This is a genomic window from Ralstonia sp. 1B3 (genome assembly GCF_036631435.1).
Genome location: NZ_JAPNUG010000014.1, coordinates 1 through 13,627 on the forward strand (window position 1 = coordinate 1; position 13,627 = coordinate 13,627).

The 13,627-nt window shown below is 64.7% G+C and carries 5 protein-coding genes and 6 pseudogenes; 3 read left to right on the plus strand and 8 right to left on the minus strand.

The genetic code is table 11. The features are described 5' to 3' along the window. Window positions 1-126: 126 nt before the first annotated feature. Together ispF and ispD are read right to left on the minus strand one after the other, a co-directional pair. Window positions 127-619, minus strand: a pseudogene (gene ispF, locus OWR21_RS03760) (2-C-methyl-D-erythritol 2,4-cyclodiphosphate synthase). Then, window positions 616-1,371, minus strand: a pseudogene (gene ispD, locus OWR21_RS03765) (2-C-methyl-D-erythritol 4-phosphate cytidylyltransferase). The pseudogenes ispF and ispD overlap by 4 nt, the downstream one beginning before the upstream one ends. Before the next feature lie 172 nt (window positions 1,372-1,543). Here ispD and mfd point away from each other — a divergent pair. The 3 pseudogenes from mfd to serB all read left to right on the plus strand — a co-directional run bounded on the left by mfd (window position 1,544) and on the right by serB (window position 7,102). Next, window positions 1,544-4,960: pseudogene (gene mfd / locus OWR21_RS03770) on the plus strand (transcription-repair coupling factor). Window positions 4,961-4,997: 37 nt separating this feature from the next. Beyond that, window positions 4,998-6,199 (plus strand): annotated as a pseudogene (argE, locus tag OWR21_RS03775) (acetylornithine deacetylase). Between the two features lie 47 nt (window positions 6,200-6,246). Beyond that, a pseudogene (gene serB / locus OWR21_RS03780) lies at window positions 6,247-7,102 on the plus strand (phosphoserine phosphatase SerB). Between the two features lie 33 nt (window positions 7,103-7,135). Here the strand turns inward: serB and OWR21_RS03785 are convergent. The 6 genes and pseudogenes from OWR21_RS03785 to phaR form a co-directional block, all read right to left on the minus strand. Further along, a complete protein-coding gene (locus OWR21_RS03785) occupies window positions 7,136-8,350 on the minus strand; it encodes a cystathionine beta-lyase (RefSeq protein ID WP_316899198.1) in 1,215 nt (404 codons plus the stop codon). Window positions 8,351-8,390: 40 nt separating this feature from the next. Then, a complete protein-coding gene (locus OWR21_RS03790; RefSeq protein WP_332394638.1) occupies window positions 8,391-9,134 on the minus strand; it encodes a hypothetical protein in 744 nt (247 codons plus the stop codon). After that, the gene (bktB, locus tag OWR21_RS03795) at window positions 9,109-10,293 is read right to left on the minus strand and encodes a beta-ketothiolase BktB (protein ID WP_332394639.1); all 1,185 of its coding nucleotides are present in this window, start codon (window positions 10,291-10,293) and stop codon (window positions 9,109-9,111) included. The genes OWR21_RS03790 and bktB overlap by 26 nt, the downstream gene beginning before the upstream one ends. 87 nt (window positions 10,294-10,380) lie before the next feature. After that, a pseudogene (gene rimO / locus OWR21_RS03800) lies at window positions 10,381-11,741 on the minus strand (30S ribosomal protein S12 methylthiotransferase RimO). Window positions 11,742-11,807: 66 nt separating this feature from the next. Further along, on the minus strand, window positions 11,808-12,788 hold the full coding sequence (locus OWR21_RS03805) for a tRNA dihydrouridine synthase (RefSeq protein ID WP_027681301.1): 981 nt from the start codon (window positions 12,786-12,788) through the stop codon (window positions 11,808-11,810). Window positions 12,789-12,984: 196 nt separating this feature from the next. Next, entirely contained in the window at window positions 12,985-13,539 is a 555-nt protein-coding gene (gene phaR / locus OWR21_RS03810) for a polyhydroxyalkanoate synthesis repressor PhaR (protein ID WP_004627096.1), read from the minus strand. Window positions 13,540-13,627: the final 88 nt, after the last annotated feature.

A 13,627-nucleotide genomic window follows, 5' to 3' on the forward strand; every position in this document is an offset into this window, starting at 1 on the left:
GCGGCTGTCGTCAACGCGGCGGCGCAGGTCATCGCGGCCGAATAACTGCGTCGATTACATAAAGAAAAAAACAGCCCGGTTCGCCTCCGGTGCTGCCGTTTGCCTAGGCGCGATGGCGACGAGAACTCAGTCCTGATCGGCGGCTTCTGCGCGATAGATCAACACCACCGCCTGCGCGACGATGCCTTCCTCCTTGCCTTCGAAGCCGAGCTTCTCGTTGGTCTTGGCCTTGACGTTGCAACGCTCGGGCGCAATGCCCAGGTCTTCCGCAAGATTGGCCACCATGCCGGGCACATGCGGCGCGAGTTTCGGTTTCTGCGCGATGACGGTGGATCGCGTAGCCCGCCTTGTGCACGCGGCGCACGGCTTCGCGCAGCAGCACGCGGCTGTCGGCGCCGGCAAAGGCCGGATCGGTGTCGGGAAAGTGCCGGCCGATGTCGCCCAGGCCGGCGGCGCCGAACAGCGCATCGGTAATCGCATGCAGCAGCGCGTCAGCGTCGGAGTGGCCCAGCAGCCCGCGTGTGTGCGGAATCTCCACGCCGCCCAGGATCAGCTTGCGGCCCTCCACCAGCGCGTGCACGTCGTAGCCCTGGCCAATGCGGATGTCCATCCAGTTCATGCTTGCGATGCCTCGTTCGGTTGTGCGCCCTGCGCGAGGATGGCCTCGGCGAGCGCGAAATCGTCGGGATACGTCACCTTGAAGTTGCGCAGCGCCCCGGCACAAGCAGCGGCGGGTGACCGGCGGCTTCAATCGCACTGGCTTCATCGGTGACGATGCGATGTTGCAGCAGCGCTTCCCGCAAAGCGCGCTCCAGCAGCCCGAGTGGAAACATCTGCGGCGTCTGCGCTTGCCACAGGCCGTCGCGCGACACGGTCGCGTCGATGTGCTGGGCTGCATCGGCACGTTTGAGCGTGTCGGCCACGGGCAGCGCAAGGATGCCCCCGCAGCTTGCGTGCCTTCGGCCTCCACCGCCGCGACCAAACGCGCGATCAGCGCCGGCGTCAGCCCGGGCGCGCCGCGTCATGCACGAGCACCCAGTCGTCATCGTGTGCGCCGAGGCCGCGCAATGCCGCCAGCCCATGCGTGACCGATGCGTGGCGTGAATCGCCACCGCAATCGACCTCCACCAGCTTGGGCGCATCGAAACCACCGTCGGGAAAGCGCTGCACCAGCGACTGTGCGCCGGGCGTCGTCACCACCAGCACGGTGTCGATTTCGGGGCTGGCCAGGAACGCCTGCGCGGTATGCCAGAGCATCGGCCGCCCGGCAATCGCCTGATATTGCTTGGGCAGATCGCCGCCGGCGCGCGAGCCGGTGCCGGCCGAGGGAATCAGCGCAAAACGGCGGCGGCCAGGGTGGGAAATCGACATGACAGGCGGGAAAGTGAACGTGGGCGCAGCATTTGCGTGGGTTTTGCCCTCGCCAAGCGCGCGGCTGGCGCGGATTTTATAATAGCGGTCTGCGTCACGACACCCCGCCTGCACATGCCGGCGGGGTGTCGTGCTTTGTCTTGCAGTCGTGCCCCACACAACCTCACGCCTCATGTCCGATTTTTCGCTCTCCGCCCTGCCCGCCGTCAAACCGGGCTCGCGCTTTGTCTTCAGCGGCCTGCAGGGGGCGGCAGATGCCCTGCTGCTGGCGCGCTACCTCGAGCAGCATCGCGCCGCCGTGCCGATGCTGGCGGTGGTCTGCGCCAATGCCGTCGATGCCCAGCGCCTGGCGGAGGAGCTAAGCTGGTTTGCCCCGCAGGCGCGCGTGAAGCTGCTTCCTGACTGGGAAACGCTGCCGTACGACAACTTCTCGCCGCACCAGGATTTGATCTCCGAGCGGCTGGCGACGCTGCATGACCTGCAGAACGGTGCGTGCGACATCCTGCTCGTGCCGGCCTCCACGGCGCTGCAACGCGTGGCGCCGCCATCGTTCCTGGCGGCCTACACGTTCTTCTTCAAGAAGGGCGAAAAGCTGGACGAGGCAGCGCTGAAAGCGCAGTTCACGCTGGCCGGCTACGAGCACGTCAGCGCCGTGATGCGCCCAGGCGAATATTCCGTGCGCGGCGGCCTGATCGACCTGTTCCCGATGGGCTCGCCGCTGCCATATCGGCTCGACCTGTTTGGCGACGAAATCGAGACCATCCGCTCATTCGATCCCGACACGCAGCGCAGCCTCTACCCGGTCAACGAAGTCCGCCTGCTGCCGGGCCGCGAATTTCCGATGGACGAAGCCTCGCGCACGGCCTTCCGCGGTCGCTGGCGTGAGGTGTTCGAAGGTGACCCGACGCGCTCGCCCATCTACAAGGACATCGGCAACGGCGTGCCGAGTGCCGGCATCGAGTATTACCTGCCGCTGTTCTTTGAAGAGACCGCGACGCTGTTCGACTACCTGCCGGGCGCCACGCATCTCGCCTTTGTTGGCGACATCGAAGGCGCGGTGCGCCGCTTCTGGGCCGACACCACGCAGCGCTACAACTTCATGCGCCACGACCGCGAGCGGCCGCTGCTGCAGCCTTCCACGCTGTATCTGGATGAAGAGGCGTTCGTCGCGGCCAAGCCGCACGCTCGCCTGGTGTTGCGCGCGAGCCGGGTGATGCACCGCTTTCGCTGCCGTTGCCGAACGTTGCCGTCAACCGCCGGGCGGAAGACCCGCTGGTCAATCTCGAATCGTTCCTCATGCGCAGCAATTGCCGTGTGATGATCTGCGCCGAATCCGCAGGCCGCCGCGAGACGCTTGCGCAAATGCTTGCCGCCAGCGGCCTGCACCCCGAGGGCGTCGCGGACTTTGCCGATCTGATGCGCGGCGATGCCAAGTTCGTGCTGGGCGGCACCGCTGTACCAGGGGTTCATCCTCGGCGACGAACGCATCGCGCTCATCACCGAGACCGAGCTGTATGCGCAGACCGTGCGCCGCGCCGGTCGCCGCAAGCAGGAACAGGCCACCGCCGTCGATTCGATGGTGCGCGATCTGGCCGAGCTGAAGATCGGTGATCCGGTGGTGCACAGCGAACACGGCATCGGGCGCTACCAGGGGCTGGTCTCCATCGACATGGGCAACGGCGAGGAAGAATTCCTGCACCTCGACTACGACAAGGGCAGCAAGCTTTACGTGCCGGTGCATCAGTTGCACGTGATCTCGCGCTACTCGGGTGCCGATCCGGAAACCGCGCCGCTGCATTCGCTCGGGCCAATGGGAAAAAGCCAAGCGCAAGGCCGCGCAGCAGATTCGCGATACGGCGGCTGAACTCCTGAACCTGTACGCGCGGCGCGCATTGCGCCAGGGCTTCGCGTTCCCGCTCACGCCCGAGGACTACGCTACGTTTGCCGAGAGCTTCGGCTTTGAAGAAACGCCCGACCAGGCCGCCGCCATTGCTGCGGTGATCGCCGACATGACGTCGGGCAAGCCGATGGACCGCCTGGTCTGCGGCGACGTCGGCTTTGGCAAGACGGAAGTCGCGCTCCGTGCCGCATTTGTTGCGGTGATGGGCGGCAAGCAGGTGGCCATCCTGGCGCCGACTACGCTGCTGGCCGAGCAGCACTACCAGACGCTGGTCGACCGCTTTGCCGACTGGCCGGTGCGCATTGCCGAGATTTCGCGTTTCAAGAACAAGAAAGAGATCGACGCCGCGATCGACGCCATCAACGCCGGCACGATCGACATCGTGATCGGCACGCACAAGCTGCTCGCCGGACGTGAAGTTCGACCGGTTGGGACTCGTCATCATCGACGAGGAGCATCGCTTTGGCGTGCGCCAGAAGGAGGCGCTCAAGACGCTGCGTGCCGAGGTGGACGTGCTGACGCTGACCGCCACACCGATCCCGCGCACGCTGGGCATGGCGCTGGAAGGCCTGCGCGATTTCTCGGTGATCGCCACGGCGCCGCAAAAGCGCCTGGCCATCAAGACGTTCCTGCGCCGCGAGGAAGACGGTGCTGCGCGAGGCCATCCTGCGCGAGTTGAAACGCGGCGGGCAGGTCTACTTCCTGCACAACGAGGTCGAGACCATCGAGAACAAGCGCGCCAAACTGGAAGAGCTGATTCCGGAAGCGCGCGTGGTCGTCGCACACGGCCAGATGCACGAGCGCGAACTGGAGCGCGTGATGCGCGATTTCGTGGCCCAGCGCGCCAACATCCTGCTGTGCACGACGATCATCGAGACCGGCATCGACGTGCCGACCGCCAACACGATCCTGATCCACCGCGCTGACAAGTTCGGCCTGGCGCAGTTGCACCAGTTGCGTGGCCGCGTCGGGCGCTCGCACCACCAGGCGTATGCGTACCTGCTGGTGCACGACGACGGCCTGACCAAGTGGCACAGCGCCGCCTTGAAGCCATTCAGCAGATGGAAGAACTCGGTGCGGGCTTCTACCTGGCGATGCACGACCTGGAAATCCGTGGTGCCGGCGAAGTGCTGGGCGACAAGCAATCGGGCGAGATTTCCGAGATCGGCTTCCAGCTCTACACCGACATGCTCAACCAGGCCGTGAAGTCGCTCAAGGCCGGCAAGGAGCCCGACCTGATGGCGCCACTCGCGGCCACGACCGAGATCAATCTCGGCACGCCGGCCCTGCTGCCGCAAGACTATTGCGGCGATGTGCAGGAACGCCTGTCGCTGTACAAGCGCCTGGCCAACTGCGAAAGCGAGCGGCGAGACGATCGACAACATCCAGGAGGAGCTGATCGACCGTTTCGGCAAGCTGCCGCCGCAGGCGCAATCGCTCATCGAAACGCACCGGCTGCGCATTGCCGCCGCGCCGCTGGGCATCCGCAAGATCGACACGGGCACGAACGCCGTCACGCTGCAGTTCATACCGAACCCGCCTGTCGATGCCATCAAGATTATCGATCTCGTCCAGAAGAACCGGCAGATCAAGCTGGCGGGGCAGGATCGCTTGCGTATCGAGAACATTCCGGCCGAGTTCGGCGCGCTGGCGCAGACCATTCGCCACGCCATGCGGCAATTGACGTGATCCGGTAGGATCGGCCGATCAGAACAAGGACACCATCATGAGCACCGCCCCCACACCGTTCTCCACCCTCGACTGGACGAACAAGCTCGTCAGCTTCGATACCACCAGCCGCGGCTCCAACCTGGCGCTGATCGAAACCGTGCGCGACTACCTGCGCGGCGTCGGTCTTGAATCGCACCTCTCGCACAACGACGATGGCAATAAGGCCAACCTGTTTGCCACGATCCCGGCAGCAGATGGCAGTGTGCAAGGCGGCATCGTTCTGTCGGGCCATACCGATGTGGTGCCGGTGGACGGCCAGAAATGGGACAGCAACCCGTTTGCGCCGGAAGTGCGCGACGGCAAGCTCTACGGGCGCGGCACGTGCGACATGAAGGGCTTCATCGCTTCGTCGCTGGCGCTGGTGCCGTCGCTGCTCCAGGCCAAGCTGCGCGAGCCCCTTCACTTTGCGCTGTCATACGACGAAGAAGTCGGCTGCGTGGGCGCCCCGCGCATGATCGAAGACCTGATCGCCCGCGGCATCAAGCCCGCCGGCTGCATCGTAGGCGAGCCCACCTCCATGCGCCCGATCGTCGCGCACAAGGGCATCAACGCCTACCGCTGCCGCGTGCACGGCCGCGCCGCGCATTCGTCGCTCACGCCGCAGGGTGTCAACGCCATCGAATACGCCGCGCGCATCATCTGTTTCGTGCGCGACCTGGCCGACGAATTCCGCGCCAAGGGCCCGTTCGACGACGCGTTTGACGTGCCCTTCACCACGGCATCGACGGGCCTCATCAACGGCGGTATCGCGCTGAACACGATCCCCGCGCTGTGCGAGCTGGTGTTTGAATTCCGCAACCTGCCGGGCGTGGATGCGCCGGCCATCCGCGCGCGCGTCGAGCATTACGTGCGCGAAACCATCGAGCCCGCCATGCAGCGCGAACACCCGGACGCCCGCATCGAAACTGCCGCTGCGCCCTCGCTGGACGCATCGGGCAAGCCGCCATCACGCAGCTTGTGCGCGTGCTGAAAACGACAACGTCGTAAGGTCGCCTACGGCACTGTTCCAGCGCGCCGGTGTGTGTGGGCCCGGGCAACATCGAACAGGCGCACAAGGCCAACGAATATGTCGAACTCGCCCAGCTCGACGCGTGCGACCGCTTCCTCGCCAAGGTGGCGCGCAGCCTGGGGCGCGCGCCTGACGCTTCACAGCAACGCCTCAGTGGGGCGCGTTCTGCGGGGCGTTCGCTACAATAGCGGGCTTCCTTCGGCGTCGAACTGCCCGCCCCCGCTCCTGTCACTCCATGCCCGTCATCCTGCAAAGCCCGTCGCCGCTGTCCTCTGGCGACATTGAATCCGTCCGCAGCCTGTTCGGCAGCGCCACCTACGAGCTGCGCGCCCCCAACGTTGCCGCCATCGAGTGGGTGCACGAACTGCCCAGCGAATTGCGCGTCCAGCTTGATGCCATCTGTGCCAACTTGAAGATGGACTACGCGTGGATTCCGGACGAATGGACGTTCGGCGATTTTCGCGTGCTGGCGATGGATATGGATTCGACGCTCATCACGATTGAGTGCATCGACGAGATTGCGGATTTCTGCGGGCTCAAGCCGCAAGTGGCCGCCATTACCGAAGCGTCGATGCGGGGCGAGATCAAGGATTTCAACGAGAGCCTCGCGCCGCGTCGAACTGCTCAAGGGCCTGGATGCGAGCGTGCTGGAGCGCGTCTATGCCGAGCGCCTGCAGCTCTCCCTGGGCGCAGAAAAGATGCTGAAGGCCGTGCAGGCACTGGGCATCCGCACGCTGCTGGTATCGGGCGGCTTCGAGTTCTTTACCTCGCGCCTGCAGGAGCGTCTGGGCCTTGACCGCACGCGCGCCAACACCCTGGAAATCGTGGACGGCAAGCTGACCGGCCGCGTGCTCGGCGAGATCGTCAACGCCGATGTGAAGGCGCAGACGCTCAAGGCGTTCTGCCAGGAACTGGGCGTGTCGCCGCATAACGCCATCGCCATGGGTGACGGCTCGAACGACCTGAAGATGATGGGCGTGGCGGGCCTGTCGGTCGCGTTCCGCGCCAAGCCCATCGTGCAGGCACAGGCCGACGTGGCGTTCAACGTTGTCGGCCTGGATGGATTGCTGAATCTATTCCCGCAGCAATAAGCTGCTGCGGAAATTCCCACCTGCGGCAAGGCGTTACGCCGCCCGCAGGTGCGTCTCCATCGCCTGCTTCAAATCCGCAATCAAATCACGCGGATCTTCCAGACCGATATACAGCCGCACAAAGCCGCCCGCGTTCTCCCAGTCGGCCGGCGGCCAAGCGGTCGCCGTGCGCATCGACGGGATGTTGTATGGCAATGCCAGGCTGTGCGCCCCGCCCCACGAAAAACCGATCGCGAAATAGCGCAGCCCTTCGATAAAGGCGTCGATCTGCGCCTGCGAATAGCGCTCGTGCAGCACGATCGAGAACAGCCCGCTCGCGCCGGTAAAGTCGCGCTTCCAGTTCTCGTAGCCTGGGCAACTGGGCAAGGCGGGGTGCAGCACGCGCACGACTTCGGGTCGATCGACCAGCCATTCGGCCACTTCGCGGGCATGCGCGTCGTGTGCAGCCAGACGCGTCGGCAGGCTCGGCAAGCCCCGCAGCACGAAATAGCAATCGTCTGCCGAAACGCCCCAGCCCATGCGCATTCGCGTGGCGAGCAGCTTGTGGTGCAGCGCTTCGTCGTTGGTGATGGCGGCACCCATCAGCACATCGCTGCCGCCTGATTGGTACTTGGTCAGCGCTTGCACGGAGATGTCGATGCCGTGCTCGAACGGCTGGTAGTACACGCCACCGCTCCAGGTGTTGTCGATGGCGGTGATGGCGCCGGCCTTGCGCGCCACCTCGGCGATGGCCGTGCAGTCGGGCACTTCCATCGTGACCGATCCAGGCGCTTCGAGCCACACGAGCTTCGTGTTGTGGCGCATGAGGTCGGCAATGCCGGCGCCGATCATCGGGTCGTAGTAGCGCACGGTGATGCCAAACTGGCGCGCCATCCACTCGCCGTGGTCACGGTTCGGACCGTAGGCGTTGTCCGGAATCAGCACGTCGTCGCCCGATTTGATCAGCGAGAAATACACCAGCGAAATCGCCGCCAGCCCGGAAGGCAGCAGCAGCGTATGGGAGCCGCCCTCGATCTGCGCCAGGGCCTGGCACAGCGTGTCGGAAGTGGGCGTGGCATGCAGCCCATAGCGCCAGTGCACCACGCTGCCGCTGCCGAAGGCGCGCATGTCGGCGAGATTCTTGAACACCACCGTCGATGCACGATGCGTGGCATGCGAAAACGCCGTGAAGCCCGGCGGGATCTGCAATTCCGGATGCACGGCTTGGGTCGCGGGAAACATCGGCGGGAGCTTGGTGTCGTCGTTCACGTGGTTTCCTGTTTGTGGCGGATGAGCGATTTCGGGCGGCTTACCAGTGCGCGCTTGATCGTGTCGGACTGCTGGCGGGCGGTGCGATCTGGCCCGGCCCGGCCGGAACCAGCGGCGTCATTGGCGTGGCCGGCGTCGCCGCATTGCTGTTGGCTGTGCCATCGTACGGCGGAATCACGACCACGGCGACGGGCCGCAGCACAAACGGCAGCGTATGGCCGTCGTGGGCGACGTCCGTCCACGTGCCGCGCACGACGCCGTGACCGTCGATGGCGCCCTCCCACGTGCCGGTGACGTGCGTACCGTCATCGGACTCTTCCATGAGAAAGCCGCCGTTTTCATATTCGCCGGTCACTAGACGCACGCCCGCCGCATTGCCCGGGACGTATTCGCCGTGGACGCTGTCGATCTCACCAGCCTTGCGGCCGAGACGCATGCGAATCGGCATGTCGCCGATCACGCCGGTATAGACGGGATATTTTGCGTAGTCGGGCTGAGGTTGCAGCACGTGCAACGGCGACGTCTGCGCCGAGAACGCGTTGTCGCCCTTCCTGGCCTGAGCGCGGCGCTTGTCGCCCTCGGCAACGGCGCGGTTCAGGCCCAGGTCGCCGGGCTGCACGTTCGTGCTTCCGGTCGACACGTCGTAGCCGTTGTTGGCAGCCGGTGTCTGCGCAGACACCGGCGCCACGCCTGCGGCCAGTACCAGCGCAAACAGCGCGCCGGTTGGCCGAATCAGACGTTCAATCGAGAAAATGCGTTCAGATGCGTTCGAACACCGCCGCAATGCCCTGTCCTCCACCAATACACATGGTCACCAGCGCGTAGCGACCGCCGATGCGCTGCAACTCGTGCAGCGCCTTGACCGTGATAAGCGCACCCGTTGCGCCGATCGGGTGGCCGAGCGAGATGCCCGAGCCGTTCGGGTTGACCTTGGCCGGGTCCAGGCCAAGTTCCTTCGTCACAGCGCAGGCCTGGGCGGCGAACGCCTCGTTGGCTTCGATCACATCCAGATCGTTGACCGACAGGCCTGCCCGGTCCAGCGCCTTGCGCGTGGCCGGCACCGGGCCGATGCCCATGATCTTCGGATCCACGCCCGCATGGCCGTACGACACCAGCCGGGCCAACGGCTTGAGGCCACGCTTTTCGGCCACCGCACGTTCCATCAGCACCAGCGCCGCGCCCGCATCGTTGAGGCCCGAAGCGTTGCCTGCCGTGACCGTACCGTTTTCTTTCGTGAAAACCGGCTTGAGCTTGGTCATGTCGTCAATGGTTGCATCGTGACGGACATGCTCGTCGGTATCGAACTGGATATCGCCCTTGCGCGACTTGATCGTCACGGGAACGATCTGGTCCTTGAAGTAGCCGGCCCGGATGGCACGCGACGCGCGCTGATGCGATTCCAGCGCGGTCTGGTCTTGCTGCTCGCGACTGATGCCGAATTCGCGGGCGACGTTTTCTGCGGTGACGCCCATGTGGATCGTGTGGAACGGGTCGTGCAGCGCGCCGAGCATCATGTCGACCATCTTGGCGTCGCCCATGCGCGAACCCCAGCGGGCTGCGGGTGCCAAGTACGGCGCACGGCTCATGCTCTCTGCGCCACCGGCAATGGCGACATCGGCATCGCCCAACAGGATTGTCTGCGCCGCGCTCACCACGGCCTGCAGGCCCGAGCCGCACAGGCGGTTGACGTTGAATGCAGGCGTTTCGGCCGACACCCCGCCGTTCACGGCGGCCACGCGCGAGAGATACATGTCGCGCGGCTCGGTGTTGATCACGTGGCCAAACACCACGTGGCCGACCTCCTCGCCCTTCACGCCTGCGCGGGCGAGCGCCTCACGCACAACGAGTGCGCCCAGTTCGCACGGCGCCACATCCTTCAGGCTGCCGCCAAACGTCCCGATTGCGGTACGAACGCCGCTGACCACCACCACTTCACGTGCCATTGCTGTCTCCTGAGCCATCGAAATTGGATGGCGGCCAGTATAAACGCACGACCGTTCGCAAAATTTAGGTACGACTACCTAAGTGGGTCAGACCTCGCCCCACAGGTCGTGGCCGTCCGCGCCGGTAATCTTGACCGACACGAAATCGCCCGCCTTGTAGCGCTTGTACGGCTTGGACGGCGGCGCGATATAGACCAGGCCGTCAATCTCCGGGGCATCCGCCGACGAACGGCCAATGCCACCGTCCTGATTCACCTCGTCCACCAGCACGCGCAGCGACTTGCCCACCTTGCGCTGCAGACGGCGCGCAGACACGCGCTCGGCGACTTCCATGAAGCGCGCGCGGCGCTCCTCGCGCACCTCGTCGGGCAATGCGCCCGGCAGGTCGTTGGCGGTGGCGCCTTCGACCGGCGAATACGCGAAGCAGCCCACGCGATCCAGTTCGGCCTCGGCAATGAAGTCGAGCAGCGTCTGAAACTCCTCTTCCGTTTCACCGGGGAAGCCTGCGATGAAGGTGCTGCGGATGGTCAGCTCCGGGCACACCTCGCGCCAGGCACGGATGCGATCCAGCGTCTTCTCGGCGTTGGCCGGGCGCTTCATGCGCTTGAGCACGTCGGGGTGGGCATGCTGCAGGGCACGTCCAGATACGGCAGGACCTTGCCCTCGGCCATCAGCGGCATCACCTCATCCACGCTCGGATACGGGTAGACGTAATGCAGGCGCACCCAGGCGCCGTACTGCGACGCCAGTTCACCCAGCGCGCCGACCAGCTCAGTCATGCGCGTCTTCAGCGGGCGGCCGTTCCAGAAGCCCATGCGGAATTTGACGTCGACGCCGTAGGCGCTGGTGTCCTGCGAGATGACGAGCAGCTCCTTGACGCCGGCCTTCAGCAGGTTTTCCGCTTCCAGCATCACTTCGGCCACCGGGCGCGAGACGAGATCGCCGCGCATCGACGGGATGATGCAGAAGCTGCAACGGTGGTTGCAGCCTTCCGAAATCTTCAGATACGCGTAGTGCTTGGGCGTGAGCTTGATGCCCTGCGGCGGTACCAGATCGATGAACGGGTCATGCGGCTTGGGCAGGTGCGTGTGCACCGCTTCCATCACTTCGCCCAGCGCATGGGGGCCCGTCACCGCCAGCACCTTCGGGTGCACGTTGGTGATGATGTCCTGGCCAGCGGCGTCCTTCTTGGCGCCCAGGCAGCCGGTGACGATCACCTTGCCGTTCTCGGCCAGCGCCTCGCCAATCGCATCCAGGCTTTCCTGCACAGCCTCGTCGATGAAGCCGCAGGTGTTGACAACCACCAGGTCCGCCCCGCCGTACGTGCCGGAAATCTCATACCCCTCCGCGCGCAGTTGGGTGATGATCTGCTCGGAATCGACCAAGGCCTTGGGACAACCGAGACTGACGAACCCCACCTTGGGGCTCTGGGTACTGACGTCGGACATGGGAACAACCTGATGTGGGAGAGGATTTGCGCTGCGCACGTGGGCTGTGCGGCGCGGTTGCGTATTTTAACCGTTCGCCGCGTTTGGGCGACCAAGCCGAAGCTGCATCTGCTCAATCACGCGCTCGATTTCCAGCGCGTCCTGCAGCCTGCGAATTGCATCGTGCAGTTCCGCAGCCTGGGGCCACGTCCGCTTCAGATAGCTCAGCCACAGCTTGACGCGGCCATGCTCGTGCTTGGCCGAGATGCGCGCATGCAGCTTCTTCAGGTAATCGGCGAGATAGCCGAGCACGATCGGCCATTCCGCCGCGGACGGCGCCTCGTCCATCTGCCCGCGGATGCGCTGGGCCAGGAACGGGTCGGACACGGCGCCACGGCCGATCATCACGTCACTACAGCCACTGACGGCCCGGCAGCGCTCCCAGTCGGCCACAGTCCAGACTTCGCCATTGGCGGTGACCGGAATGCTCACGGCATCGGCGATGCGCGCGATCCAGTCCCAGTGAGCGGGCGGACGGTAGCCGTGGTCACGCGTGCGGGCATGCACGACAAGCGATTCCGCACCGCCTTCCGCTAGCGCCGTCGCACAGTCAATCGCACGGGACGTATCCGAAACGCCGAGGCGCATCTTGGCCGTCACCGAAATATTGGCCGGCACCGCAGCCCGCACGGCATGCACGATGTCGTACAGCACTTCCGGCGTGGCGAGCAGCATGGCGCCGCCGCCGTGTCGGTTCACGACCTTGGCGGGGCAGCCGAAGTTGAGGTCGATGCCATGCGGCGTGAGCGTCGCCGCGTATGCCGCATTGCGGGCCAGCCATTCGGGATCGCTGCCGAGGAGCTGGATGGTCATCGGCGTGCCGCTGGCGGTATAGCCGCCGTTGCGGATCTCGGGCGTCTCACGTTCATACGTGCGCGCCGGAAGCAACGAGCCCGTCACGCGGACGAACTCCGAGACGCATCCGTCGTAGCCGCCAGCTTGCGTCAGCACGTCGCGCATGACGTAATCCGCGACCCCTTCCATCGGGGCGAGCAACAGGCGGCTCATGCGAAAACGGGAGACAGCCGGCATAGAAGCCAGGGGCGGACATCAAACATGGGAAACCGGGGCGGGAATCGTGAACGTCGGAGAGGCGTACACCTCACCTGAAGGACCGGCATTTTACCTTGCTGCCCTCTTGGACGCGCGCCCAACAAAAAGGCGAACCGCCCCGCGATCCGCCTTGTTTTGCCAGCCCGCCGACTTACTTCTTCTCGGGCGGCTGGTTGAACGGGAACGTCCCGAACATGTTCTTGGCCTGGCTCTGCATCTGCTCCTGCATCTGCACGAACAGGTTTTTGCTCTGCTCGATGTAGTTGCTCATCATGCCTTGCATCATCGGCCCCTGCATGTTCATGAACTGCGACCACATGTCGGGGTTGAAGGTGTTGCCGCTGTACAGATCCTTCGAGTTCTCGGCCAGCTTGCTCTGGATGTCGACAAACGCCTGGATATTTTTCTCCAGATACGTGCCCATCATGCCCTGCATCGCGTTGCCATAGAAACGGATGATCTGCGCGAGCATCGCACCCGAGAACATCGGTACGCCGCCGGTTTCCTCTTCCAGAATGATCTGCAGCAGGATGCTGCGGGTCAGGTCTTCACCGGATTTCGCATCGACGACGCGAAACTCTTCGGTTTCCATGACGAGCTGCTTGACGTCTGCCAGCGTGATGTAGGTGCTGGTCTGGGTGTCGTAGAGCCGGCGGTTGGGATATTTCTTGATCAGCCGTTCGGTGCCCTTCTTGCTGGTGGCCATCGTGCCTTTCCGTGTTGGCGATGCTGCTGCGGTGCAGCCGATGCAGTGCGAAATGACTGCACCGGGCGGTGCAGCAAAATACGCGGTT